This window comes from Microbacterium sp. NPDC091382 (genome assembly GCF_044757025.1).
Classification (GTDB): Bacteria; Actinomycetota; Actinomycetes; order Actinomycetales; family Microbacteriaceae; genus Microbacterium.
In genome coordinates, this window is sequence record NZ_JBIVUD010000001.1 from 208932 (window position 1) to 235097 (window position 26166).

Annotated in this window: 23 protein-coding genes; 12 read left to right on the forward strand and 11 right to left on the reverse strand. The window is 70.8% G+C overall.

Annotated elements, in window-relative coordinates; genetic code table 11:
* Positions 1–31: 31 nt before the first annotated feature.
* The 3 genes from ACIQLK_RS01030 (at position 32) to ACIQLK_RS01040 (ending at position 2647) form a co-directional block, all read left to right on the forward strand.
* A complete protein-coding gene (locus tag ACIQLK_RS01030; protein WP_400362179.1) occupies positions 32–832 on the forward strand; it encodes an SDR family oxidoreductase in 801 nt (266 codons plus the stop codon).
* Between the two features lie 71 nt (positions 833–903).
* Entirely contained in the window at positions 904–2304 is a 1401-nt protein-coding gene (locus ACIQLK_RS01035; RefSeq protein ID WP_400362181.1) for an MFS transporter, read from the forward strand.
* 73 nt (positions 2305–2377) lie between these two features.
* Entirely contained in the window at positions 2378–2647 is a 270-nt protein-coding gene (locus ACIQLK_RS01040) for a hypothetical protein (RefSeq protein WP_400362183.1), read from the forward strand.
* Positions 2648–2653: 6 nt separating this feature from the next.
* On the opposite strand, the gene menC is transcribed toward ACIQLK_RS01040, so the two are convergent.
* On the reverse strand, positions 2654–3787 hold the full coding sequence (gene menC / locus ACIQLK_RS01045; protein WP_400362184.1) for an o-succinylbenzoate synthase: 1134 nt from the start codon (positions 3785–3787) through the stop codon (positions 2654–2656).
* 65 nt (positions 3788–3852) lie between these two features.
* On the opposite strand from menC, the gene ACIQLK_RS01050 reads away from it, so the two are divergent.
* Positions 3853–5034, forward strand: a complete 1182-nt coding sequence (locus ACIQLK_RS01050) for a cobalamin-independent methionine synthase II family protein (RefSeq protein WP_400362185.1) — start codon at positions 3853–3855, stop codon at positions 5032–5034.
* Between the two features lie 39 nt (positions 5035–5073).
* Here the strand turns inward: ACIQLK_RS01050 and ACIQLK_RS01055 are convergent, their stop codons facing one another.
* Positions 5074–5769 (reverse strand): GNAT family N-acetyltransferase, encoded by a 696-nt coding sequence (locus ACIQLK_RS01055; protein ID WP_400362186.1) that lies wholly within the window; start codon positions 5767–5769, stop codon positions 5074–5076.
* Between the two features lie 18 nt (positions 5770–5787).
* Positions 5788–6681 carry a WcbI family polysaccharide biosynthesis putative acetyltransferase gene (locus tag ACIQLK_RS01060; RefSeq protein WP_400362188.1) on the reverse strand — a complete coding sequence of 298 codons (894 nt, stop codon included), beginning with the start codon at positions 6679–6681 and terminating at the stop codon, positions 5788–5790.
* A 106-nt stretch (positions 6682–6787) separates the two neighbouring features.
* Here ACIQLK_RS01060 and ACIQLK_RS01065 point away from each other — a divergent pair, with 106 nt between their 5' ends.
* From ACIQLK_RS01065 to purU, 3 genes are all read left to right on the forward strand, one after another.
* Positions 6788–8503: a long-chain-fatty-acid--CoA ligase gene (locus tag ACIQLK_RS01065; protein ID WP_400362190.1), complete on the forward strand. Its 1716-nt coding sequence runs from the start codon at positions 6788–6790 to the stop codon at positions 8501–8503.
* A 66-nt stretch (positions 8504–8569) separates the two neighbouring features.
* Positions 8570–10054: a peptide MFS transporter gene (locus ACIQLK_RS01070; RefSeq protein WP_400362191.1), complete on the forward strand. Its 1485-nt coding sequence runs from the start codon at positions 8570–8572 to the stop codon at positions 10052–10054.
* 56 nt (positions 10055–10110) lie between these two features.
* Positions 10111–10989, forward strand: a complete 879-nt coding sequence (gene purU / locus ACIQLK_RS01075) for a formyltetrahydrofolate deformylase (RefSeq protein WP_400362193.1) — start codon at positions 10111–10113, stop codon at positions 10987–10989.
* 171 nt (positions 10990–11160) lie between these two features.
* Here purU and ACIQLK_RS01080 read toward each other — a convergent pair whose 3' ends face one another.
* Positions 11161–11940: an SDR family NAD(P)-dependent oxidoreductase gene (locus ACIQLK_RS01080; protein WP_400362195.1), complete on the reverse strand. Its 780-nt coding sequence runs from the start codon at positions 11938–11940 to the stop codon at positions 11161–11163.
* Between the two features lie 79 nt (positions 11941–12019).
* Here ACIQLK_RS01080 and ACIQLK_RS01085 point away from each other — a divergent pair, with 79 nt between their 5' ends.
* Entirely contained in the window at positions 12020–12502 is a 483-nt protein-coding gene (locus tag ACIQLK_RS01085; RefSeq protein ID WP_400362196.1) for a MarR family winged helix-turn-helix transcriptional regulator, read from the forward strand.
* 78 nt (positions 12503–12580) lie between these two features.
* On the opposite strand, the gene ACIQLK_RS01090 is transcribed toward ACIQLK_RS01085, so the two are convergent.
* Genes ACIQLK_RS01090 through ACIQLK_RS01105 form a run of 4 tightly spaced genes read right to left on the reverse strand, consistent with a single transcriptional unit; the run spans position 12581 to position 17757 of the window.
* Positions 12581–13384, reverse strand: a complete 804-nt coding sequence (locus tag ACIQLK_RS01090) for a MerR family transcriptional regulator (RefSeq protein WP_400362198.1) — start codon at positions 13382–13384, stop codon at positions 12581–12583.
* Between the two features lie 36 nt (positions 13385–13420).
* Positions 13421–13942, reverse strand: coding sequence for a 2'-5' RNA ligase family protein (locus tag ACIQLK_RS01095; protein ID WP_400363835.1), 522 nt, complete (start codon positions 13940–13942; stop codon positions 13421–13423).
* A 5-nt stretch (positions 13943–13947) separates the two neighbouring features.
* On the reverse strand, positions 13948–15930 hold the full coding sequence (locus tag ACIQLK_RS01100; protein WP_400362200.1) for a M13 family metallopeptidase: 1983 nt from the start codon (positions 15928–15930) through the stop codon (positions 13948–13950).
* Between the two features lie 36 nt (positions 15931–15966).
* Positions 15967–17757 carry an alpha/beta fold hydrolase gene (locus ACIQLK_RS01105; RefSeq protein WP_400362202.1) on the reverse strand — a complete coding sequence of 597 codons (1791 nt, stop codon included), beginning with the start codon at positions 17755–17757 and terminating at the stop codon, positions 15967–15969.
* Between the two features lie 128 nt (positions 17758–17885).
* Here ACIQLK_RS01105 and ACIQLK_RS01110 point away from each other — a divergent pair, with 128 nt between their 5' ends.
* The 4 genes from ACIQLK_RS01110 (at position 17886) to araA (ending at position 22973) form a co-directional block, all read left to right on the forward strand.
* Positions 17886–18878: a LacI family DNA-binding transcriptional regulator gene (locus ACIQLK_RS01110; protein ID WP_400362204.1), complete on the forward strand. Its 993-nt coding sequence runs from the start codon at positions 17886–17888 to the stop codon at positions 18876–18878.
* Between the two features lie 221 nt (positions 18879–19099).
* A complete protein-coding gene (locus tag ACIQLK_RS01115) occupies positions 19100–19810 on the forward strand; it encodes an L-ribulose-5-phosphate 4-epimerase (protein WP_400362205.1) in 711 nt (236 codons plus the stop codon).
* On the forward strand, positions 19807–21474 hold the full coding sequence (locus ACIQLK_RS01120) for a xylulokinase (RefSeq protein WP_400362207.1): 1668 nt from the start codon (positions 19807–19809) through the stop codon (positions 21472–21474). The genes ACIQLK_RS01115 and ACIQLK_RS01120 overlap by 4 nt, the downstream gene beginning before the upstream one ends.
* Positions 21471–22973, forward strand: a complete 1503-nt coding sequence (gene araA, locus ACIQLK_RS01125) for an L-arabinose isomerase (protein WP_400362210.1) — start codon at positions 21471–21473, stop codon at positions 22971–22973. Before ACIQLK_RS01120 ends, araA begins: the two co-directional genes overlap by 4 nt.
* A 174-nt stretch (positions 22974–23147) precedes the next feature.
* Here araA and ACIQLK_RS01130 read toward each other — a convergent pair whose 3' ends face one another.
* From ACIQLK_RS01130 to ACIQLK_RS01140, 3 genes are all read right to left on the reverse strand, one after another.
* Positions 23148–23687: a hypothetical protein gene (locus ACIQLK_RS01130; protein WP_400362212.1), complete on the reverse strand. Its 540-nt coding sequence runs from the start codon at positions 23685–23687 to the stop codon at positions 23148–23150.
* Positions 23687–24097 carry a DUF4383 domain-containing protein gene (locus tag ACIQLK_RS01135; protein WP_400362214.1) on the reverse strand — a complete coding sequence of 137 codons (411 nt, stop codon included), beginning with the start codon at positions 24095–24097 and terminating at the stop codon, positions 23687–23689. The genes ACIQLK_RS01130 and ACIQLK_RS01135 overlap by 1 nt, the downstream gene beginning before the upstream one ends.
* Before the next feature lie 176 nt (positions 24098–24273).
* The gene (locus ACIQLK_RS01140) at positions 24274–26163 is read right to left on the reverse strand and encodes a DUF2264 domain-containing protein (protein WP_400362216.1); all 1890 of its coding nucleotides are present in this window, start codon (positions 26161–26163) and stop codon (positions 24274–24276) included.
* Positions 26164–26166 lie beyond the last annotated feature (3 nt).

Below are 26166 nucleotides of genomic sequence, written 5' to 3' on the forward strand. Positions count from 1 at the left end.
CGTCCGCCGCTCCGATTCGTAGCGTCGAGCCATGACCTTCACTCCTCGCCGCGCCATCGTGACCGCCTCCGACTCCGGGATCGGGCGGGCCACGGCGCTCGCGCTGGCTGACGCCGGGATGGATGTCGGCGTCACCTGGCACTCCGACGAGGAGGGCGCGAACGGCACGGCCGAAGAGATCCGCCGCCGCGGCCGGAAGGCCGTCGTCGCGCAGTTCGATGCGACCGACCTCGAGTCCGTGCCCGGGACGATCCGACACCTCGCCGACGAGCTCGGCGGCCTCGACGTCTTCGTCAACAACGCCGGCGGAGGCACGGGCGGCCCGTTCCTGGAGATGGACATCGACGCCTGGCGTACGGTCGTCGGCCTCAACCTCGACGGTGCGTTCGTCGGTATGCACACGGCTGCGACCCTGATGGCCGACGCCGGCAAGGAGGGTCGCATCATCGCGGTCACGAGCGTCCACGGCTCGCAGCCCCGCGTCGGTTCCGCTGCCTACGTCGCCTCGAAGCACGGCCTCGAAGGCCTGGTGAAGACGATGGCGCAGGAGCTCGGGGCGAAGGGCATCACCGTGAACTCGGTCGCGCCGGGCGAGATCGCGACCCCCATCAACGACATGGAGGCCGAGGACGCCGAGAACACGCATCGCCCCGGCATCCCGATCCCCCGCCCCGGCAAGCCGGAGGAGATCGCCGACGTGGTCGCCTTCCTCGCCTCCCCCGCGTCGTCGTACGTGACGGGTGCGACGTGGGTGGTCGACGGCGGCATGCTCCAGATGGGCCCGCAGGCCGGCTCGCACATGGAGTCGGACGCCTGGCGCTCCGCCGGGTGACGACGCCCGGCACCGCCGCCCGGGGGTAACCTGGAGGGATGGCTTCGGACGACAGACGCAGACTCACCCGGATGCCACGACAGGGAGCGATCGTCGCGGTTCTGGCGATCGCGGGTCTCGCGTCGTCGTTCATGTTCACCCTGGTCGTGCCGATCCAGTCGAAGCTCCCCGAGCTGCTGAACGCGTCGCGTGAGGACACCGCCTGGGTCGTCACGGCCACGCTCCTCGCGGCCGCGGTCTCAACGCCCATCGCCGGACGCCTCGGCGACATGTACGGCAAGCGGCGTATCGTCCTGGTCCTCCTCGGGCTCCTGGTGGCGGGGTCCGTGATCGCCGCCCTCTCCCTGTCGATCGGCGGGATCATCGTCGGGCGCGCTCTGCAAGGCGCTGTGACGGGAGTCGTCCCGCTCGGCATCTCGATCATGCGCGACGTGCTGCACGAGGACCGGGTGGATGCCGCGATCGCCCTGATGTCCGCGACGCTCGGCGTCGGCGGCGCCGTCGGCATGCCGGTCAGCGCGATCATCACCGAGACGAGCGATTGGCACGTGCTCTTCTGGATGGCGGCGGGCCTCGGCGCCGTGGTCTTCGTCCTCGTCGCCCTCGTCGTGCCGGCGAGTGTGTTGCGGACCGCGGGACACTTCGACTTCGCCGGGGCCGCGGGTCTGGCCATCGGTCTCACCGGCGTGCTGCTCGCGGTCTCGCGCGGCAACGAGTGGGGCTGGACGTCTCCCGCGACCCTGGCCCTCGGACTCGGCGGGCTCGTCGTCCTGCTCGTGTGGGGATGGTTCGAGCTCCGCATCCGCGAACCGCTCCTCGACCTGCGGGTCGCCGCGCGGCCCGCCGTACTGCTCACCAACCTCGCCTCGGTGGCGATGGGCTTCTCGCTGTTCGCCTCGAACGTGTCGTACCCGCAGATGCTCGAGCTGCCGGCATCCGTCGGCGGATTCGGTCTCACGCTCGTTCAGGCCAGCTTCATCGTCATGCCCGCGGGGCTCGTGATGATGGTGCTGTCTCCGTTCTCGGGCCGCCTGGCGCGCACGATCGGACCGCGGGTGCTGCTGATCATGGGAGCGAGCGCGCTCATCCTGGCTTACGGATACTCGCTGCTGTGGGCGTCGGAGGTCTGGCACCTGCTCGTGGCGAACCTCCTCATCGGCGTGGGCATCGGGTTCGGCTACGCCGGCATGCCGATGCTCATCATGCGATCGGTCCCGCAGCACGAGACGGGCGCGTCGAACGGCCTGAACGCCCTCTTCCGTTCGCTCGGCACCTCGATCGCGGCTGCCGTCGTCGGCGCGGTGCTCGCCGCGCTCTCGGTCGACAGGGGCGGGGTGGCCGTTCCCACCCCTGCCGCGTTCCAGCTCTCCTTCGCACTCGGACTCGGCGCCGCCGTGATCGCGCTCGGGGTCGCTCTCTTCATTCCGCAGCGCCGCGACCCGCACGAGGCGCGACCGTCGATGCCGCGCTGACGCCGCACTACCACGCGGGGCGCTTCGGGACAGCCCCGTCGCGGCATCCGACCTCCCCGGCCAGGATGGACCCATGTCCTACGCCACCGAACGCCGTTCCAACCCGACCGCCTGGGCTGCCTTCTGGGTCGGTCTCGCAGGCCTCATCCTCATGCCGATCCCGCTGTTCATCGGCTTCGTCGTCGGCGGCGGGCTGTCGCTCGTCGCCGCGGTCCTCGCGGTCATCGCGCTGTTCAAGGGCCTGGCCCGCAGCGGCAAGGGCATCGCGCCCGTCGTCTTCGCGGCGATCTTCGTGCTGCTCACGTGGGGCGGCATCTCGATCGGCGGCGGCGTCATCTGGTGATGCGCGTCACCGTCGCAGCGTCTCGCGCGCGACGGTGAACGCCTCGACCGCGTCGAGGTCTACCTCGACGCCGAGCCCCGGACCGGTCGGCACCCGGACGTGTCCGTCCTCCAGAACCACGGGCTCGGTCACGATGTCGCGGTCGTAGAACCGAGCGGATGCCGAGACGTCACCCGGCAGCGTGAACGCGGGATGCGCGGCGAGCGCGGCGTTCGCGGCGCGGCCGATCCCGGTCTCGAGCATTCCGCCGCACCAGACCGGAATCCCGGCCGACGCGCACAGGTCGGCGATGCGGAGCGCCTCGAGGTACCCGCCGACGCGGCCCGCCTTGACGTTGATGACCGTCGTCGCGCCGAGGGCGAGCGCGTCGCGCGCGGCCTTGACCGAGGTGATCGACTCGTCGAGGCAGACGGGGGTCTTCAGCTGCTGCGCGAGCGCGGCGTGGTCGACGAGGTCGTCCTCCTGCAGCGGCTGTTCGATCAGCAGCAGCCCGAAGCGGTCGAGCTGCGCAAGCGTGTCGGCGTCAGCGAGCGTATAGGCCGAGTTCGCGTCCACCTGCAGCGGGATGTCGGGGAACGCCGTGCGGACGGCATCCGTGTCGGCGATGTCGCGGCCGGGCTTGATCTTGATCTTGATCCGCACGTACCCCTCGCCGAGGTAGCCGCGGACGGTCTCGACGAGGGTCGCGGGATCGGACTGGATGCCGACGCTCACCCCCGACGGGATCGTCGCCGCCGTCCCGCCCAGGTACGACGCGAACGACCGCCCCTCGCCGCGGAGGGCGGCATCGAGCAGCGCGAGCTCGAGTCCCGCCTTCGCCATCCGGTGACCGACGAAGGGATCGACGACACCGGCGACGTCCTCGGGCGCGAGGGTCCCGCGCTGCAGCAGAGCCGGACCGAGCCAGCGGGTCGTGACGTCCCACGCGCCGTGCGTGTACTCGCTCGAGTAGACCGGCGCGCTCTGCGTGACGATCTCGCCCCACCCCTCGCCCGCGTCGGTCCTCGCGCGCACGACGATGACCTCGCGGTCGGTCATGGTCCCGAACGACGTCGTGAACGGGGCGACGAGCGGAATCTGCAGCACCCGCAGCTCGATCTCGTCGAGGCGGACGGATGCGGCGTGCTGAGCGAGCGGCATGGGGTCAGGTTACGGGCCGTTGCAGGGCGGGTGCAGCGGCATCCGTCGATTCCTAGACTCGGCCCATGTCTGTCGCGACCACCACCTCCGGAAGCCTGCCCCGCTCGACCGCACTCATCGAGGCGAACGCCGCACGTGCGTTCGCCGACGACGGCTTCACCCTGCTGCCGAGCGCCGAAGCGGAGGAGTTGACCGCTCGGGCCGTCACCGAAGTGGTGGAGCGCCAGCGCGCCGCGGGCATCACCCTCGTCGGCGACGGGGAGTTCGGCAAGGCGATGACGAACCCGGTCGACTACGGCGCGTGGTGGGGCTACTCCTTCCAGCGCGTGGCGGGACTGTCGCTGACCGAGATCAACGCGTTCACCGAGCCGCCGGTCCTCTCGACCCCCGGGGACATCCGTCTCACGAGCTTCCTCGGCCGCCGCGACCGACAGCGCTTCCCCGCCGTGTACTCCGAGGCGGTCGAGACGGGGCGCATCGCGTCCGCCTTCCCGACCACGACCGGTCCGCTGTCGTACCGCGGCCACGACGCGGTGGCCGCCGACATCCGGAACCTCACCGCGGCGCTCCGCGAGGGTGAGCAGGGCTTCCTCACGGCCATCGCCCCGGGCTCCGCCGCCCGCGTCCACAACGACTACTACGCGACCGAGCAGGAGCACATCGACGCGTGGGCCGACGCCCTTCGCGAGGAGTACCGCGCCATCACCGACGCGGGGCTCATCCTGCAACTCGACGATCCCTCCCTGGCCGAGAACTTCGACCAGATCGACCCGGAACCGTCGATCGCCGACTACCAGGCGTTCACCCGCATCCGGATCGAGGCGATCAACCGCGCCATCGACGGACTCCCGAAGGAACAGGTGCGTCTGCACCTCTGTTGGGGCTCGTGGCACGGACCGCACACGACCGACGTCGAGCTGAAGGACATCCTCGACGTCGTGCTCGAGGCGAACGTCGGCTCGATCTCGTTCGAGGCCGGCAATGTCCGCCACGAACACGAGTTCGCCATCTGGGCCGATGCGCGGATCCCCGAGGATCTCGTCCTCGTTCCGGGCGTCGTCAGCCACGCCACCAACGTCGTCGAGCACCCCGACCTGGTCGCGCAGCGCATCCGTCGCTACACCGACATCGTCGGCACCGACCGCGTCATCGCCTCGACCGACTGCGGCCTCGGCGGTCGCATCCACCCCGACATCGCGTGGGCGAAGCTCGAGTCGCTCGGCGAGGGGGCGCGCCGGGCGGGCTGAGGGCCACGCCTCGGCCCGAGCGGTCGGGCCCCGCCCGCCTCAGCTCCGGACGAACAGGTAGCCCTCGCCGGTGCGGAAGCCGCCGACCACGAGGCCGACGTCGAGCTGCGCCCGGAACGCGTCGCGCACCTCGCGGCGGAGGCGGGCAGCGGCATCCGGATCGGCCCTCCGGAGCGCCTCGATGTCGGTCGGGATCGCGACCGTCGCGACCACATCGGAGGCGTTCGGCGTCGGGGCCGGCGACGCCAGGTGCCACGCCACGTGCAGCCGGTCGCTCTCGTCGCCGCTGTTGATCGCGTCGCCCATGTCGCCGTAATGGTCGACGAGGTAATCGGTGACGCGCCCGCCGAGGACCTCGAGGTTGAAGTGGGCGTTCCGCGCGATGAGCGGGTCGAAGGTCCACGTGATGGTGCCCACGTCGTGCGCGAACGCCCACTCGCGCTGGTGCGCCTTGAGCGCGCGGCCGATCCCCCGCGCCTGCGCGTCGGGCAGGACGCCCGTCACGTGCGAGTGCATGCTGCGGGATGACGGGGGACCGAAGAAGGCGGCGGATGCCGCGACCATGCGCTCGCCGTCGAACACGCCGACGACGTAGTTGCCGGAGTGCCCCAGCGCCCGCAGGAGGTTCGGCGGCATCCCGCCGTCGGGGGACCCCCACACCGCCTCGAAGACGCCGCTCGCGGCGACCATCTCGTCGATCGTGTGCAGTTCGCGGATGTCGAGCGCGTCAGCCATCACGCCACGCTACGCCGGTCAGCGCCGCCAGCGCTCGAACGTCGGGCGCAGCCGCTCCAGGGCGCCTCGGACGAAGCCGGGGTTCCGGCGGTACCACTCGAGGTGCGCCTCACGGATCTCACCCGGATCGACGCCGTCGCCGTTCACACGCCACATCGGCTGCGGCGCGGTGTCGAGGCCCCAGGCGTCGATGACCCAGTCCTCGCGCGGCGCGTGCACGGCGTCGAGCAGGGGCCGGCCGGGATCGGTCGCCTCGCCGGGTCGCCCGAGCGCGCGCAGGATCCGGCCCCCGATCTCGAGGATCACGGCATTGCCCGGATGGTTCACGGTGCGGACGAGATCGAAGCCCGGTGCGGCGAACAGGTCGGAGACCCCGACGTCGAGCTGCTGCTCGCGCCGCTCGAGCTCCGCGATCGAGTCGGCCGCCTCGGCTCGGACAGCGTCGGCGCCCATCGTGTCGCGAATGGGGAGGCCACCCGCCTCGGCAAGGGTGCGGACGTCGTGGTAGGCGACGATCGGCGGCACCTCCTCCGTCCCCGGCACGTGGAGCGCGGCCTGGAACGGATAGAGCCCCGTGAACCGCACGATCGGGAAGGTGACCGCCCGGCCCGCGGGAGGAAGGGATGCCGCGAGCTGCCGTGTCCCGAGCGGAAGGCCGTGGTAGTCGTCCTTCACCGGCTGCGCGATGAGCGCCGAGGCGCCTGCGAGGACCTCGTGCAGGCGCGCGGTGTCGGCGGCATCCAGTTCGTACACCGGAGGGACCCTCAGGAGCGGCAGATCATCCGTGTCGAGGACCAGCCGCACCGATTCGGCCTGACAGTTGCCGACGACGACGCCGTAACCCGTGCGGGGCAGGTCGCCGAAGAAGTCGGCGTAGTGGTCCCGGCGGGCGGTATGCGGATCGGCGATCATCGCTCGAGCGTCGCAGGCGGCATCCGTTGTCGCGAACGCTTGCGCGGCGGCCCGTCGCGAGCAAGGGGGCACCCACGCGACACCCGCGCGACCTAGGATCGTCGCCGTGCAGCTGAACGAGACCCGCGCCTGGAACCGCTTCTACGCCGCCGGCACGCCGATCGACATCGAACCCGTCACGGGGTCGCTCGTCGACCTGCTCGAACAGCGGGTGCTCCAGTACGGCGAGCGCGACGCGATCGCGTTCTTCGGCCGGACGGTGACCTACGGCGAGCTCGGTGCCCGTGTCGTCCGCGTCGCCGAGGGACTGCGGAAGCTCGGCGTCCGCGCCGGCGACCGGGTCGCACTGATCATGCCGAACGCGCCGCAGCACGTCATCGCGTTCTACGCGGTGCTGCGACTCGGGGCGGTCGTCGTCGAGCACAACCCGCTCTACACGCGGGACGAGCTCGAGGTGCAGTTCCGCGACCATGGCGCCCGCACGGTGATCGCATGGGACAAGGTCGCGCCGCTCGTCCACTCGCTGCCGGCCGAGCTCGGCATCCGCGACATCGTCTCGGTCGACGTGACGACAGCGATGCCGGTGAAGATGCGGATGCTGCTGCGCCTCCCCGTCGCGAAGGCCCGGGAGTCGCGCGCCAAACTCACGGGCGCAGCGCCCGGCACGATCCCGTTCGTCCGGCTCGAGAACTCCTCCGCCCTGGCGGCGAGCCACCCTCGGCCGAACCGCGACGACCTCGCCTGCCTGCAGTACACCTCGGGCACGACGGGCGACCCGAAGGGCGCGATGATCACGCACGGCAATCTGTGGGCGAACGCCCGCATGGGCGCCGCGTGGATGCCGCAGTTCCGCCATGGCGAGGGGAGCATCTACGGGCTGCTGCCCATGTTCCACTCGTTCGGCCTGCTGCTGTCGGTCATCTACTCCGTCGAGACCGGGTCGCGCGCGGTGCTCTTCCCCACGTTCGATCCTGAACTGGTGGTGGATGCCGCGAAGCGATTCCCGCCGACGTTCATCCCCGCCGTCCCGCCGATGTTCGACCGGCTGGCCCGGGTCGCGCGCGACGGCGACCTCGACCTCAGCCGCGTCGTGTACTCCATCTCGGGGGCGATGACACTCACACCCGCCGTCGTCTCGCGCTGGGAGAAGCTCGCCGGCAGCATGCTCAACGAGGGCTACGGCCTGACCGAGACGAGTCCCATCGCCCTGGCGAACCCGTTCGACGACTCACGCCGTATCGGTGCCATCGGCATCCCGTTCCCGTCGACCGACATCAAGGTCATCGATCCGGAGGAGACGACCCGCGAGGTGGCGCAGGGCGAGACCGGCGAGCTGCTCATCCACGGACCGCAGGTGTTCGCGGGGTACTGGAACCGTCCCGAGGAGACCGCGGCGACGCTCATCGAGGGCGGATGGGTGCGCACCGGCGACCTCGTGCAGCAGGACGAGGACGGCTTCGTCACGGTCGTCGACCGAAAGAAGGAGCTCATCATCACGGGCGGCTTCAACGTCGCACCGTCGGAGGTCGAGCAGGTCGTGACCGCGGCGCCGGGCGTCGCCGAGACGGCGGTCGTCGGCATCCCCCGCGGCGGCGGCGCCGAGGTCGTCACCGCGGTCGTCGTCCTCGAGGACGGTGCGACGTTCGACGAGCCCGCCGCGCGCGAGCTGGCCCGTGAGCGTCTCGCGGAGTACAAGCGGCCGACCACCTACGCGGTGTGGGAAGAGCTGCCGAAGTCCCTCATCGGCAAGGTGCTCCGCCGGCGCGTGCGCGACACGCTCATCGCCGACCGTCACGCGACCCGCGCCGTCGAGGGCGACTGATACACCCGCGCGGGGTGCGGCACAACCTGGGTGTCCCGTCCAGGACACGCGCCTAACCTGGGACGAATGCGGAACGTACCTCCCGTCGACCTCCCGTCCTCCGACGACACCGCAGCGCGCGACACCCGATTCTTCGGCCAGCCGTTCGCGCTCGCGCACGTGTTCGGCGTCGAGATGTGGGAGCGCTTCAGCTTCTACGGCATGCAGGGCATCCTGCTGCTGTACTTGTACTTCTCGGTCGCCGACGGCGGGCTCGGCGTCGACAAGACGGTCGCCGCGAGCATCGTCGGCGCCTACGGCGGCGCGGTGTACCTGTCGACCGTCCTCGGCGCGTGGATCGCGGACCGCATCCTCGGCGCGGAGCGCGTCCTCTTCGCGAGCGCGATCGTCATCATGGCCGGGCACATCGCCCTGGCGCTCCTGCCCGGTTTCGCGGGCGTGACCGTCGGCCTCATCCTCGTCGCGTTCGGATCCGGCGGACTGAAAGCCACCGCCACGAGCGTCGTCGGCACTCTCTACGCAGCCGACGACTCCCGACGGGATGCCGGCTTCTCGCTGTTCTACCTCGGCATCAACCTCGGCGCGTTCGCGGGCCCGCTGCTGACGGGGCTCCTGCAGTCGAACCTCGGATTCCACTGGGGCTTCGGGCTCGCCGCCCTCGGGATGGCGCTGGGCCTCACGCAGTACTCGTTCGGACGTCGCAGCCTGCCCGCCGAGGCGCGCATCGTTCCCAACCCGCTGCCGCGCGGGCGCTACCCGCTGTTCGCGGGCATCGGCGTGGCCGCCGTGGTGGTCATCGTCGTCCTGGTGCTGACCGGCGTCATCCGCGCCGACAACCTCGCGCTGATCGTGATCGGTGCGGTGATCCTCGCGGCCATCGCGTACTTCGCCGTCATCCTGCTCAGCCGCCAGATCACCTCGCAGGAGCGCAGCCGCGTGTGGGGCTTCCTGCCCCTGTTCCTCACGTCGGTCGTGTTCTGGTCGCTCTACCAGCAGCAGTTCACGGTCGTGACGCTGTACTCGGCCGAACGCCTCGACCGCAACCTGTTCGGCTGGGAGATGCCGATCCCGTGGGTGCAGTCGATCAACCCGGTGTTCATCATCCTGCTGGCGGGCGTGTTCACGGCTGTCTGGTCGAAGCTCGGCTCGCGGCAGCCCTCGACGCCGGTGAAGTTCGCGCTCGGAGTCGCTGTCATGGGCGTCGCGTTCCTGCTGTTCCTGCCGTTCGCGGGCGGCGGGGCGAATTCGACGCCGCTGCTGGCGATCGTCGGCATCCTCCTCGTGTTCACCATCGCTGAGCTGATGCTCTCGCCGGTCGGCCTGTCGGCGGCGACGAAGCTCGCGCCGGAGCGGTTCCAGACGCAGATGGTCGCACTGTTCTTCCTGTCGGTCTCGCTCGGCACCGCCATAGCCGGGCAGCTCGCGACGCTGTACGACCCCGCGAACGAGGTGCCGTACTTCGCGACCCTCGGCGGGATCTCGATCGCGATGGGCGTGCTTCTGCTCGTGTGCGTGAAGCCGGTGCTGTCGCTCATGAAGGGCGTGCGCTGAGGGATGCCGCACGTCACGCGGTCGGGATCCGTCGGCGCACAGGGCAGAATCGAGGGATGACTTCGTCCGTGTCGCAGCTCCACCCCGACCACGCCTGCCTCATCGTGCACGGCAAGGACAGCCCCGGCATCATCGCCGCGGTCTCGGCGATGATCACGCGGATCGGTGGCAACATCGTCCAGTTCGACCAGTACTCGGACGACCCGCGCGGGGGCGCCTACTTCCAGCGCGTCGTGTTCCACCGCCCCGGCTTCGCCGGGCAGCGCCCCGCGATCGAGACCGAGATCGCCGACACGCTCGCCCCGTTCGACCTGGAGTGGTCGCTCACGGATCAGTCGGTGCCCAAGCGCATGGCGATCCTGTCGTCGAAGCAGGACCACTGCCTGCTCGACCTGCTGTGGCGCAACCGCCGGGGCGAGCTGCCCATCACGGTGCCGATGGTGGTCTCGAACCACACGACCTCGGCGGACGACGTGCGCTCCTTCGGGGTGCCGTTCTTCCACGTGCCGTCGACACCGGGTCCCGACAAGTCCGCATCCGAGGCGAAGATCCTCGAGCTGCTGAAGGGCAACGTCGACTTCGTCGTGCTCGCCCGGTACATGCAGATCCTGTCCCCCGAGTTCCTCGAGGAGCTCGGCGTGCCGGTCATCAACATCCACCACTCGTTCCTGCCCGCCTTCATCGGCGCCGAGCCGTACCGCAAGGCGAAGGAGCGCGGCGTGAAGCTCATCGGCGCGACGAGCCACTACGTCACCGGCGACCTCGACGAGGGTCCGATCATCGAGCAGGACACGATCCGCGTGACCCACGCCGACACCACCGCCGAGCTCGTCCGCCGCGGCGCCGACGTCGAGCGCCAGGTGCTCTCGCGCGCAGTGCGCTGGCACGCCGAGGACCGCGTCATCCGCCACGGGAACCACACGATCGTCTTCTGACACGGCCGGGCGCGGCCGGGTTCAAGGGACGCGAATCGTCGCCCGCGTCGGGCTCGGAAGACACATCGCGTCCCCGGAGCGCGACGAGGCCGGGCTCCGGGGACGCGAATCGTCGCTCGACGAGCACCCGAGCGACCAGTTGCGCCCCCCGAAGCTCTCGCCGGCGCCGGGTCAGAGGATGCCGGTCAGCACGCCGCCATCTGCGCGCACCGCGGCGCCGTTGATCGCTGACGCGTGAGGGCTCGCGAGGTAGGCGACCAACGTCGCGATCTCGTCGGGACGGATGAAGCGTTCGAGCAGCGTCGTCTGAAGGGACCCGATGATGGATGCCGCGACCGCGTCGGCCGGCACGCCCTGCGCCGCCGCGATCGACTCGATCACGGTCGCGACACCGTCCGAATAGGTCGGCCCGCCCAGGACGCTGTTGACCGTCACCTCGGTGCCGCGCGTGAGCTTCGCGAGGCCGTTGGCGAGCGCGATCGTCGCCGCCTTCGACACTCCGTACGGGATCATGTCGGCCGGGACGTTGACTCCCGACTCGCTCGCGATGAACAGGATGCGTCCCCACCCGCGCTCGAGCATGCCCGGCAGCAGGCGGCGGGACAGCCGCACACCGGCGCCCAGATTCACGTCGAGGTACCGCTGCCACTCGTCGTCGCCGGTCGCGGCGAAGTCACTGAGCCCGAACGCCCCGGCGTTGTTCACGAGGATGTCGACCTCCGGCAGGTCGTTGAACGCCGCAGGGTCGGCGACGTCGCCGGGAAGCGTCGTGACGTCGGCTCCGGGCACCTGCTCGCGGAGTCGCTCACCCGCGGCGTGGGTGCGGTCGGCATACCTTCCGTTGAGGATGACGGCGGCGCCCTCGGCGGCGAGCGCCTCGGCGATTGCGAAGCCGATGCCCTGGGTCGAACCGGTGATGAGCGCGCGCTTGCCTCGCAGCTGCAGGTCCATGATCGTCCTTTCACTTGACTGAGCAAGTGAAGGTACGCCCGTTTACTTGATTGAGCAAGTCATCGGGTAGGGTGCATTGATGGCTGCTGCAGACGACCTCCCTCCCGATGCCCTCGCGACGTGGTCTTCGCTGGCGACGCTGCTCGAGTGGTTGCCCGCCGCCCTCGACGCCCAGCTGCAGCGGGATGCCGGTCTCACGCACTTTGAGTACGGCATCCTCTACGCGCTGTCCCATGCCGACGATGGACGCCTGCGCATGAGCAAGCTCGCCGGGTATGCGCACAGTTCGCTGTCGAGACTGTCGCGCGCGGCGACTCGGCTCGAGGCGCGCGGCTACCTTCGCCGCGAAACGGACCCGGAGGACGGCCGCTACACCGTGGCGATCCTGACCGACGAGGGCGCGGTGGCGCGACGAGCCGCCGGACCAGGTCATGTCGAGCTCGTGAACCGACTCGTGCTCGAACGTCTGACGGTCGCGCAGCAGCGTCAGTTGGGCGTGATCACCGGCCGCATCCTCACCGCCATCGGCGACGAACCGGGATGGAACCCCGCGAAGGCCTGACACCGCGCGCGTTCTGGGGACGCGAACGGTCGCTGCGCGCGGTGCCAGGCGGCAGATCGCGTCCCGGGAAGCGGCTCGTCAGGCGACGGGCTGCTGCAGGTCGACGATCCAGCGCGAGCCGGGACCGTCGTAGGGTGTCTGCTCGTAGATCTCACGCGAGGGGCCGTCGAATCGCAGCCCGCGGCGCTCGATTTCGGCGACGAGCGCCTGCCACGCGGCCTGGATTCCGCTGAGATCATCGGCATCGAGGCGGGTCGAGACGGCACGCGGATGCGGCGGCACGACCGCGCGCTCGAGACCGTCGGGCACGGGCGCATGGCCGATCTGCTCGGCAGCAGCGGCGATCATGCCGTCCTCGACAGTCGTGTAGACGGCGACGCCGGGACCGACGCGGCTCGCGCCGGCCGCCTCGATCAGAGCACCGACGCGCGCGAACATGCCGCCGATCTCCTCCTCGATCTGCGACATCTCGTCGACCTTCGCCGACAGCTGCACGATCGTCAGCTCAGGCAGGGCACCTTCGGTGTACTCGGACATGGGATTCTCCTTCGCGATCGATCGGAGCCTCGTGTCGACCTCGCGGAGTCGCTGCCGGTCCGCGTCGATCTGGGCCGCGAGCTCGCCTCGACGCTCGCGGAGGAGGCGGGCGACGGCATCCGACGACATACCGTCGTCGAGCATGACGCCGACCTGCTCCAGCGTGAAGCCGAGGTCCTTCAGCGCGACCAGCCGATTGGCGCGGTCCAACTGCGACGCGGCGTAGGAGCGGTATCCCGAGAAGGGATCGACCCGCTGCGGGCGCAGCAGACCGAGCTGGTCGTAGTGACGCAGCATCCGCACCGAGACGCCGGCGAGGCGGGCGAACTCTCCGATACTCAACATGGTGATCCCAGGCCACAGTCTGACACCGTGTGAGGGTCAAGCCCCGCCCCCGAACTCCCCCAGCTGGGTGACGGTGGCGGATGCCGCATCCCACCGCCGCAGCCCGCGGGCGACACCGACGATCGGCTGACCCAGGAGCGGCAGTGCGCGCTCGAGGTCCGAGACCTTGAGCCGCCGCGCGAGGGTGACGTGCGGCATCCACTCGCCCCGCGCGGTGTGCGGAGCATCGTCACCGGCGCCGGCGGCCTCGTGCACGGCGTCGTGCAGGCCGAGGAGCTCGGGCGACGGGACGACCGAGCGGGCCAGCACCCGCCGATCCCCTGCCCCGAACAGCACTACGGCGCCCAGCGTGACCGGGAACGCCGCGGGCAGCGGCACCGACGCCAGCGAAACCGACGAACGCACCAGCAGCGTCACGTGCGGCGCGTTCGACGGCGCTACATGCGCGGCGAGGCTCGACAGCCCGGCGTCGGCGAGCGCCTGCCACTCCGCGCGCACGGCGCGCTCGGTCGCCGCATCCAACTCGAGCTCGATGCTGACGACCGGCGCACCGCGCATCGCGGTCACCAGATCGTGACGCGCTTGTCCTCGTCGAGCCAGAGCGCGTCGGCCTCGGTCACATCGAACGCGGCGTAGAACTCGTCGATGTTTCGGACGATCTGGTTGCAGCGGAACTCGTTCGGCGAGTGCGGGTCGATCGTCAGCAGACGGATCGTCTCGGCATCCCGCCCCTTCTGCTGCCAGATCTGACCCCAGCTCAGCAGCAGACGCTGGATGCCGGTGAGCCCGTCGATGACGGGCCCGTCGACGTCCATCGAGCCCGAGGCCTTCAGGTGCAGCCGGTACGCCTTGATCGCGATGCCGAGGCCGCCCAGGTCTCCGATGTTCTCGCCGATCGTCAGCGCGCCGTTGACCGTGTGATCCGACGACAGGCCCTGCGGAACGAGCGCGCTGTACTGCTCGATGAGCGTCTTCGTGCGCTCGGTGAAGGCGGCGCGGTCCTCGTCGGTCCACCAGTCGTTGAGCGCACCGGTGCCGTCGAAGGCACTCCCCTGATCGTCGAAGCCGTGGCCGATCTCGTGCCCGATGACCGCCCCGATGCCGCCGTAGTTCGCGGCCGGGTCGCGCTCCATGTCGAAGAACGGGTGCTGCAGGATCGCGGCGGGGAACACGATCTCGTTCATGAGCGGGTTGTAGTACGCGTTGACCGTCTGCGGCGTCATGAACCACTCGTCGCGGTCGATCGGCGCGCCGAGCTTGGCGATCTGCTGATCGTGCTGCCACGCGTTCGAGCGGCGGACGTTGCCGATGAGGTCGGATGCCTCGATCTCGAGGTCCGAGTAGTCCTTCCACGTCACCGGGTAGCCGACCTTGGGGGTGAACGCTTCGAGCTTCTCGAGCGCGCGCTCGCGCGTGGCGGGCGTCATCCATTCGAGCGACGAGATCGACTGCCGGTACGCTTCGATGAGGTTGTCGACGAGGACGTCCATCTCCTCCTTCGCACGGGGCGGGAAGTGACGCTCGACGTAGACCTTGCCGACCGCCTCGCCGAGAGCGGCCTCGACGAGCGAGACGCCGCGCTTCCAGCGCTCACGGTTCACCGGCACGCCGGTCATCTCGGTCCCGTAGAACGCGAAGTTCGCGTCGACGAACGCCTGCGAGAGGAACGGGGCGGACGAACGGATCACCTGCAGGCGCAGCCACGCCTTCCAGTCCTCGAGCCGGTCCTCGACGAGGAGCGTCCCGAGGCCCTCGAAGAAACTCGGCTGGTTCACGTCGACGTCCTCGATGACGCCGGCCTTGCCGGGGGCGACGGCGTCGCGCCACGGGGCGAGGTCGACGCCGGTGAGCTGCACCGCGGCATCCCAGCTCATCAGGTTGTAGGTCGCGACGGCGTCGCGGCTGCGGACGTTGTCCCAGTGGTGCGAGGCGAGCTCGGTCTCGAGCGCGACGACCCGGTCGGCCTGCGCCTCGGCGTCGTCGACGCCCGCGAGCGTGAACACGGTGGCGACGTAGGCGCGGAACGCGGTGCGCGTCTTGTCGAAGTTGTCCAGTCGGTAGTAGCTCTCATCGGGGAGCGACAGCCCGCCCTGCACGAGGAACATCACGTAGCGCTGCGGGTTGCCCGGGTCGGGCTCGATGTAGGTACCGAAGACACCCGAGACGCCCTCGCGCTCCAGCGACCCGGCGGTGCTGAGGAAGCTCGGGATGCCGGTGATCCGGTCGACGAACGCGAGCTGCGGCGCGACGGCGTCGGCGCCGCGCTCCTCGATCGCGTCGGTATCCATGAAGCTCGCGTACAGGTCGCCGATCTTGCGGGCCTCGGTGCCCGGCTCAGCCGTCGTGGATTCCTGGATGATTTCGCGGACGTCGTGCTCGGCCTGCTCGGCGATGAGGTGGAACGACCCCCACCGCGCCTTGTCCTCGGGGATCTCGGTGCGCTCGAGCCACGAGCCGTTCACATAGCGGAACAGGTCGTCCTGCGGCCGGATGTCGGAGCTCAACTCGTCGAGCTGGATGCCGGAGGGAAGGGTGTTCTCGGTCATGCGTCCCACCCTATGGGCGCGTCCGGACGGCCCGGCTCATTCCCTCGTGGTCGAGCACTTCTCCGGGCCCGGCTCTCCCGCGAACCGCGCCGCCGTCCAGTCGATGAGCTCGTCGAGCAGCGGCGACGGACGCTCGACGACCGCGGCATGCTCGTATCCGTCGTAGATCCGGTAGTCGACGACCTGACCCGCCGCGCACATGCGCTGCACGAACGCGGTCTGCGTCGCCACCGGGATGACGCTGTCGGCCCCACCGTGCGCCAGCAGGACGGGCGCGTTCTGCCTGAGCGGCGCCGCGTTCTCACGCAGGTGCTCACCGAGCGGACCGGATGCCGGGGGTCGGGAGAACAGACGCGGATCGCCGATCATGCCGAGCGATGCCGCGACCGACACGACGATCGCGGGGTCGGAGAGACATCGCTCCGACATCTGCCGGAGGACGGTGTCTGCGCCCGGGCGCACGTACTCGTCGTACGACACGTCGTCGTAGATCGACGAGAACGCCGCGAACGCGTACGAGGCGAAGATGCTGCCGCCGGTCACGCTCGAGATGTTCTGCACGAGCGCGGGCGGGTCGCTCGCCGGCGCGAGCGCCGCGACCCCCTGCACATACAGTTCCGGCGCGTACTCGCGCGCCATCGAGCCCGCCCACAGCGCCGCGGCGCCGCCCTGCGAGTGCCCCCAGATGACCGTGCGCGTGCCGAGATCGGCATTCTGCAGCTCCCGCGCGGCGCGGACCGCGTCGAGCGACGCCGTCGCACTGGGAGGACCGATCAGATAGGGATGCGGACCCTCGGTGCCGAGGCCGATGTAGTCGGTCGCAACGACCGCCCACCCCTGTCGGATGATCGTCGGCAGGATGTACAGCGCACCCGACCAGAGTCCGCGCGGCTGCAGCGAGGGGGCACAGCTCTCGGAGAACCCCGTCGTGCCGTGGTTCCAGTCGACGACCGGCCACTGCCCGTCGCCCTCCTTCGGAACCACGACCACGCCGCTGGCGACGCGCACCTCGCCCCTCACACCCGTGGTCGTGTAGAGGATCCGCCAGGCAGTCGCCGAGACCGGGATGCCGGCGGTGAACGGCTCTGCACGGATGAGGCGTCCGGGCTGTCCCGGCATGTCTCGCGGCGCGGCGTAGAAGTCGTCGACGACGGTCGACCCTTCGCGCAGCGGCACCGTCACGAGAGCCGTCGTCACGGCGAGCGCGACGGACACGAGGGCCGTCACGGTGCGACCCCATCGGCGGAATCGGCGGGGCTGGTGGCGTCGGTCGGCCTCGGTGTCGCGGCGGCGACGAAGGCGCGTCCACAGGTCGGTGACCCCGCTCATGATGAGGCGCGCCCCGAACACGACGGCGACGACCAGCAGGGTGATGTCGGGCCAGAAGAGCGCCAGGACGCCGAAGATCACGCCCGAGATCGAGAAGGCGGCATCCGCGATGCGGGCATCGAGCGTGCGCCCCTTCGCGAACACGGCGACGAGTCCCGCGGCGCCCGCGGCGAACAGCAGGACGCCGACGAGTGTCGCGACGACGCGGACCGTCAGGCCGGGGGTGAGGAGGACGACGAGCCCGCCGACCACCCACGCGGCGCCCGTCACGGTGCGCCAGCGGGGGCGGTCTCCCTCGCCGTCGCGGCCGGTGAGCTCGAGCACACCGGTGAGGACCATGCCGCCGCCGATCAGCCAGGCGAGTACGCCGAGCGCAGTGGTCGGACGGATGACGATGACCACCCCGAGCACCACGGCCGCCACCGCGACGACGATGCGCACCCACTCGGGCAGGCGCGCATAGAAGCGCCCGAGCGCGAGTCGCTGCAGCAGCCGCATCCGGTCCCTCCTCCGTCGCCGGCGTGAATCCTCCACGCTAATCGGCAGGACGGATGAGCCGCCGCTCCTCGACAGCGGGTGACGACCCGTGCAAGGGGCCTGACCGGCAGGGGGCTACAGTGAGCGCCATGGGACGGGTCGGAACGATGCGTGCGAGCGTGCGCGACGTCGCCGCCCGAGCCGGAGTATCCGCGCAGACCGTGTCGCGCGTCCTCAACGACAGCCCCAACCTGCGCCCCGAGACCCGCGCCCGCGTCGAAGCGGCCATCGCCGAACTCGGCTACCGCATCAACAACGCCGCACGCTCCCTCGGGACCTCGACGACCCGCACCGTCGGCATCATCGCCTCCGACGCGACCCTGTGGGGCCCCGGCGCGGGGATCGCCGCGCTCGACGCCGCTGCCCGGGCAGCGGACCGCTGGCTGGCGACGGCCTACGCAGATGCCGCGGACCCGGCATCCGTCACCGACGCCGCTCAGCGGCTGCTCGCCCAGGGTGTCGACGCGCTGATCGTCGTCGCCCCGCACACCGCGACGCTCCCCGCCCTGCAGGAGGTCGCCGGACGGATCCCCCTCGCCGCCCTTCACACCGGCGAGGGCGCGCGACGGCAGCGCGCGGGCGCCGCGCTCGCGATCGACCACCTCGTGACGCTCGGCCACCGGCGAATCGCACGGCTCGCCGGCCCCGCCGACTGGCTCGAGGCCACGGCCCGCGACGAGGGCGTCGACACCGCGTTGGCGACCACCGGCATCCGTCCCGCGGCGATCTGGCGGGGGGACTGGAGCGCGGCCGCGGGAGCCTCGGTCGCCCGCGAGGTGGCCGTCGCGGTGCGGGGCGCGGACGGGCCGACGGCGGTCGCGGCCGCGAACGACCAGATGGCGCTCGGGCTCATCGCGGGGCTCGTCGCCGAAGGGCTGAGCATCCCCGAGGACGTCTCGGTCACCGGCTTCGACGACAACGCGGATGCCGCCTTCTACACGCCCGCGCTCACGACGGTGCGCGTGGACACGGCCGGCGAGGCGCGCCGCGTCGTCGCCGAGGCGCTCGGGCTGCCGGAGTCCGAGACGGCGGCCGAGCCCGTACTGGTCACCCGCGCGTCGACGGTAGCGCCGCGCGGGTGAGGGGGCGCCCGCCGGGTGCGCTCCTACCGGGGTTCACAGTGGCGCGCCCAGGCGCGGCGCGGACGGGCGCGGGCCGTTCTCTGGAGGATCCAGGGTCCGCGGCGCCGGCACGGGCCGACCGGGCGATCCATCCGGAGTTCGGTCCGCCCAGCCCGGATGCCGCCGGCGCATGTTCGGGTCCCACCGTGGCCGGACAGTGATGTTACCGATAACATCGACGTATGACCGATCTCGATGAGGCGATCGCGGCTGTCCGCGCGGACGTCGCCGCCCTGCACGCCGAACTCGTCCGCTACGGCCTCGTCGTCTGGACCGGCGGCAACGTCTCGGGCCGCGTGCGCACCGGCGACGATCGCAGTGCGGACCTGTTCGTCATCAAGCCGTCCGGCGTCTCGTACGACGACCTGGCGCCCGAGAACATGATCCTCTGCGACCTCGACGGCAACGTCGTGCCCGGCAGCCCGGGCAGCGACCGCTCACCCTCGAGCGACACCGCCGCGCACGCCTACGTCTACCGGAACATGCCCGACGTCGGCGGCGTCGTGCACACCCACTCCCCCTACGCCGTGGCCTGGGCCGCGCGCGGCGAGGAGATCCCCTGCGTCATCACCGGCATGGCCGACGAGTTCGGCGGGCCGATCCCGGTCGGGCCGTTCGCGATCATCGGCGACGACTCGATCGGCCGCGGCATCGTCGAGACGCTGACGGGCCACCGCTCCCGCGCCGTGCTCATGCAGAACCACGGTCCGTTCACGATCGGCGTCAGCGCGAAGGATGCCGTGAAGGCGGCCGTCATGTGCGAGGACGCCGCCCGCACGGTGCACGTCGCCCGGCAGGGCGGCGAGCTGATCCCGATCCCGCAGGACAAGATCGACGCGCTCTACAACCGCTACCAGAACGTGTACGGCCAGAGCACGGACGCCCGTCGATGAGCGCCGCATCCGTCATCACCGCCGGCGGTGCAGTGCTGGGCATCGAGCTCGGCTCGACCCGCATCAAGGCCTGCCTCGTCGACGCCGCGAACCCCGCGACGGTGCTGGCCGTCGGCAGCCACGAGTGGGAGAACACCTTCGAGGAGGGCATCTGGACCTACCCCGAAGACACGATCTGGTCGGCACTGCAGGCCGCCTACGCCGACCTCGTCGCCGACGTGCGCCGCCAGGGCGCCGAGCTCACGGACCTCGCCGGCATCGGGGTCTCGGCGATGATGCACGGCTACCTCGCGTTCGACCAGGACGGCACACTCCTCGTTCCCTTCCGCACGTGGCGCAACACCTCCACCGGTGCCGCTGCGGCCGAGCTCACCGACCTGCTGGGCGTCAACATCCCGCTGCGCTGGTCGATCGCGCACCTGCATCAGGCGGTCCTCGACGACGAGGCCCACCTCGCTTCGCTCGCGAAGATCAACACCCTCGCCGGCTGGGTGCACGAGAAGCTCACGGGCCGGTTCGCACTGGGCGTCGGCGACGCGTCGGGCATGTTCCCGATCGGCACCGACGGCGGCTACGACCGCGACCGCGTCGCCGCCTACGATGCGCACGCCGCCGGGTTCCTCGCCGGCCGCAGCCTCACGGACCTGCTACCCGAGGTGCTCCCCGCCGGAGCGGATGCCGGGACTCTCACCGCCGACGGCGCTGCGCTGCTCGACCCGACCGGCACCCTCCGCCCGGGCGCGGTCGCCGCTCCCGCCGAGGGCGACGCCGGCACCGGCATGGTCGCGACCAACGCGGTATCACCGCGCACCGGCAACGTCAGCGCCGGAACGAGCATCTTCGCGATGGTCGTTCTCGAGCGCCCGTTGGCGCGCGTCCACACCGAGATCGACCTCGTGACGACTCCCGCCGGAGACCCCGTCGCGATGGTGCACTGCAACAACGGCGCGAGCGAGCTGGCGTCGTTCGCGGCGCTGTTCGCGCGATTCGCCGCGGCATCCGGTCAGTCGATGACGACGGATGCCGTCTACGAGACGCTCCTGCGCGAAGCCCTCGAAGGCGCCGCGGATGCCGGTGGGGTCCTCGCGTACAACCACCTGAGCGGTGAGCCGATCGCCGGACTGGACGAGGGTCGCCCGCTCGTCGTGCGCACGCCCGACGCGGACTTCTCGCTCGCGAACGTCATGCGCGCACAGGTGTACGGCGTGTTCGCGACGCTCGCGGTCGGCATGCAGACCCTCGCCGAGGAGGGCGTCGGGCTCGACCAGATGTTCGCGCACGGCGGGGTCTTCCGCACCGCCGGGGTCGCGCAGCGGTTCCTCGCCGGCGCGCTCGACGCGCCCGTCACGGTCGGCGACACGGCTGCCGAGGGCGGCGCGTGGGGCATGGCGGTGCTCGCGGCTTTCGCGGTCGCGCCGCGCGGGGCAGGTTCGCTGATCCCGAACCGGGATGCCGCGGCACCGCAGGTCGTCGACCTGTCGTCCTACCTCTCCGACCACGTCTTCACCCGTGCGGCCGCCGTCACCGCCGATCCGGATCCGGCGGACGTCGCCGGATTCGCCGACTACCTCGCCCGCTACCGCGCCGGTCTCGCCGCCGAGGCCGCCGCCGTCACCGCACTGCCGCTGCGCGGCATCCGCTCATCGAACGAAGGAACAGCATGACCCTCTCCACCAGCCTCGAGCAGTACACCGTCTGGTTCGTCACCGGCAGCCAGAACCTCTACGGAGAGGAGACGCTGCGCCAGGTCGCCGAGCAGTCGCGGGCCGTTGCCGAGGGCCTCGGCGGCCTGCCGGTGAAGGTGGAGTGGAAGCCCGTCCTGAAGGACTCCGACTCGATCAAGCGGCTCGCGCTCGACGCGAACGCGGACGACTCCGTCATCGGCGTGATCGCGTGGATGCACACCTTCAGCCCCGCGAAGATGTGGATCTCGGGCCTCGATGCGCTCCGCAAGCCGCTGCTGCACCTGCACACGCAGGCGAATGTCGAACTGCCCTGGAACGACATCGACTTCGACTTCATGAACCTCAATCAGGCCGCGCACGGCGACCGCGAGTTCGGATACATCCAGACGCGCCTCGGTGTTCCCCGCAAGACCGTGGTCGGTCACGTCTCGAACCCCGTCGTCGTCCAGCAGATCGAGGACTGGGAGCGCGCCGCCGCCGGCTGGCAGGCCGTGAAGACGCTCAAGCTCGCCCGCTTCGGCGACAACATGCGCTTCGTCGCCGTCACCGAGGGCGACAAGACCGAGGCCGAGCTCCAGTTCGGCGTGCAGGTCAACACGTGGGGCGTGAACGAGTTGGCGGATGCCGTGGCCCAGGCATCGGAAGCGCAGATCGACGCTCTCGTCGAGGAGTACGTCGCCTCGTACGACGTGGCCGACGAACTGCTGCCGGGCGCGGAGCGTCATCAGTCACTGCGCGACGGCGCGGCGATCGAGATCGGGCTGCGCTCGTTCCTCGAGGCGGGCGGCTTCGGGGCGTTCACGACATCGTTCGAGGACCTGGGCGAGCTGACGCAACTGCCCGGTCTCGCGGTGCAGCGCCTGATGGCCGAGGGCTACGGCTTCGGCGCCGAGGGCGACTGGAAGACGGCGATCCTGGTGCGCGTCGCCAACGTCATGGGCTCGGGCCTGCCCGGCGGCGCGAGCCTCATGGAGGACTACACCTACGATCTCGTGCCCGGGAACGAGCGGATCCTCGGCGCGCACATGCTCGAGGTCTCGCCGTCGCTCACGACGTCGAAGCCGCGTCTCGAGGTGCACGAGCTCGGGATCGGCGGCAAGGCCGACCCCGTCCGACTCGTCTTCACGGCGGACGCCGGTCCCGCCCTCGTCGTCGCGATGAGCGACATGCGCGACCGGTTCCGCCTCGTCGCCAACGTCGTCGAGAACGTCGACGCCCCCGACCTGCCGAAGCTGCCGGTCGGCCGCGCCGTGTGGAAGCCGTCCCCTGACTTCGCGACCTCGGCATCCTGCTGGCTCGCGGCGGGCGCCGCGCACCACACCGTCATGACGACCGCCGTGGGCATCGAGGTCTTCCGCGACTTCGCCGAGATCGCCGGCACCGAGCTGCTCGTCATCGACGAGGACACGACCGTCCGCGGGTTCCAGAAGGAGCTCCGCTGGAACCAGGCCTACTACCGCCTCGCGCGCGGGCTGTAAGGCGCATACGGGAACGCCCCGGCATCCTCGCGGATGTCGGGGCGTCGTCGTGTTCGGGATGTAGTGGGTGTCACGCGATGCAAAGGATGCCGGGCCGCGCGCCGCGGCATCCGTCCGGGTGCCGGCGTGTCGTCGCGGATCTGTTGCATCCGCTGACGCCGGTGGGCGGATCGGTCAGTGACCGTGCCCGTGGCCCGGCATGAAGACCTCGTTCACCGAGGCGCCGGGAGCGTCGCTGCCGATGGGGGTCGCGGCCAGTGCCGGCGTCACGAGGCCCGCGAGCAGGAACGCGCCGACGATCAGACCGCCGATGCTGGTGCGCGCTGCGGTCCGCACAACCGGTCGGGTCGAGCGTCCACGTCTGCGAAGCGTGATCGCCGACACGATGCCGAGAGCCAGCGACAGGCCGGCCGAGACAGCCACCGGGTAGACGCTCACCTGCGCCGGCCCGACGAGCAGCAGCGCGACGAGCAGGACGAGGCCGGCCAACGAGACGGCCACGCCGGCACGAGGCGCCGTGAGCCGGCTCTTCGCCAGCGTCATCACGCCCCACGCGAGCGTTCCCGCTCCGACGGTGGCCAGCAGGATGCCGATGCCGCGGTCGGCGGCATCGGCACCCTTCACGATCGCGCCCGCGCCCAGTCCGAGCTGCAGCAGCCCCGCTCCCCACGCGGCGAGCGCCGGCCAGGAGCGAACCAGGACGGACGGCGACATCAGACGGCCGCGCGGGTGGAGACCTGCTTGTCAGCGGCGATGCCGACGCCGAGCAGCACGATCGCGCTCGCCAGGTGCAGGAAGTGGTCCGCCGTGTTCAGCGCGAGGATGTTCGCCGCGCTGCCCACGATGAAGAAGCCGACGATGCCGAGCAGCAGGTAGGCCGCACCGACGACGATGTTCACGCCCTTGGCGGCACGAACGTTCGACAGGCCACCGATCAGCAGGGCGGCACCGATGAGGAGGTGCGCGACGTTGTGCAGCGGGTTGACCATGAAGATGCCGAGGAGTTCGCCGCCCTCGGTGGCGAGGAAGTCGACGCCCGCTGTCACGGTGAAGCCGAGCAGGCCGACGAGGATGTAGACGGCGCCGAAGATGACGGCGACGAGGCGGTTGGGTGAGCTGGTCATGAGATTGTCCCTCCATTGGTGCGACGGATGCCGCAAGCCGTGCTTTCAGGTGCTGCACAGCATTCGGTGCGCGGCTCGGAACGGATTGCGGTCCGAGCCGTTGTCGCGACTGTAGGGAGGCGCCTATGGCTTCGCCCAGGGGTTGTGACGCCTGCCTGGCCCCTGCTATGTGACGGCTATGACGAGGGCAGCCGTATCCGCGACCGGTGACCGTCCGCCCAGGTGACCGACACGTCGTCGTCCTCGAGCGCCGCGACGACCTCCGTCCGCACGGGCGCGCCGGAACCTCGCAGGCCCAGAATCACGATCGCCTCGCCGGTGGGGCCGAGGTCCACGAACGGAACGACAGCACTCGCGCCCAGCGGACTGGCATCCTGCCGGTGCACCGCGCCCGCGACCCCTCCCGACAGGGAACGGATGCCGCTGGTCACCCCGTTCGCCGACACCTCGGCGACCGCGCCGTGCACGTGCGATTCGGACTCGCTGCCGGCGACGGCCCAGCCTCCGATGCGGAGCTGGACGGCATCGGCCGCGACATCCTGGACCCGCACGACCCGCACCTCCACGCCTCCGTGGACGAGCGAGTCCACCCGGATGCGGCCGGCACGGCGTGCGTCCCCTGCGAGCCCCGATCCGTGCGCGTGCGTGGTCGGCGTCGGCTCGACCCAGTGGGCGTCCCATATCGCCGCCGCCACGCCGACCCCGTCCTCGACACGGGCTCCGAGCAGCCGCATCCCGCTCCGGTGCGTCGCGCGTCCCTCGGCATCCCGCAGCGCGACCGCCTGCTCGAGAGGCTCGAGCCACGCCTGCGCGTCCAGGAGAGGCGCGGCGGCGGTCGAGTAGCCGATGCGTGCATACAGGGGCGAGTCCGTCGAGACGACCCCGACACGCGAGTGGTCCGTGCCGTGGCTGATCACACGGACGATCCCGTCGTCGCGGGTGCCGGAGACGATCCAGCCCGGTGACCTCACGGCCCGCAGAACGTCGCCCGACTCGATCGGCAGCGGCTCCGACTCTGCCATCCAGACCGGGTGGTCTGCGGGCAGCAGGATGCCCATGAGCCCCTTGACCGCCCAGTACGGCGACCCCGGCCCTGAGTACGACTGCGCCAGGGTGCGCCATCCGCCGTGCCATCCCATCGTGAGGACGCCGTCGGCGGCCGGCGCCCCGCGGTCGGCGAAGTGGCGGACGACGAGCTCGGCCGCGTGACGCAGCCGGCCGAGCGAGTGCGACGGGACCTCGGCGATGACGCCGACCCAGAAGACAGCGGCCGCCGCGAACCGGTAGATGAGGCTCCGCCCCTGGATGAGCGGCGAGCCGTCCGCCCCCACCAGGGCGAGCGCGTCGGCCAGGAAGCGGTCCAGACGGGCGACGTCGGCCGCCGTCCGGTCGCCGGCGAGGTCGGTCGCCCCCGACATCCGCGACCACAGGACGGGATACACGTGCAGCGCCCATCCGACGTAGTGGTCGTAGGAGCGCTCGTCGCCGTCGGAGAGCCAGCCGTCCTCGCGCACGAACGAGTCGTGGCACGCCAGGTCGGCCGCGATGTCGGCCTCCGACCACCGACCGCCCACCGAGCGCAGGAACGTCTCGACGACGATGCGGAACCAGACCCAGTTGGTGCGCGGGTACGTGACGTCGCCCACGACGGGCGCGAACCAGTCGATCGCCCGCTGCTGCGTCACGGGGTCGAGGGCGTCCCACACCCAGGGCCGGGTGAGGTCGAGGACGAGGGCGATGGATGCCGCTTCGACCTTCGCCTGCCCGTGCTCGTCCGGTCGCACCCAGCGGTCGGCCGCTCCGGGATCCACACCCGAGGCGATGCCGCGTCGCGCGAACGTGATCAGGTCATCGACGCCGACGCCGCGCTCCCCCGCGATGCGGAAGCCCGCCAGCAGGAGCGTGCGGGCGAACCCCTCGAGGCCGTCGATGTCACGTCCGTACCCACCCTCGGACCCGGGGAAATGGATCCGGCCGCCACCCGGCGACGCGTATCGGCGGGCGGCCGCGAGCAGGCGGTCGGCGTGAGCGACCCAGTCGGCCCGCGACCACTCCCCTCCGATCATGAG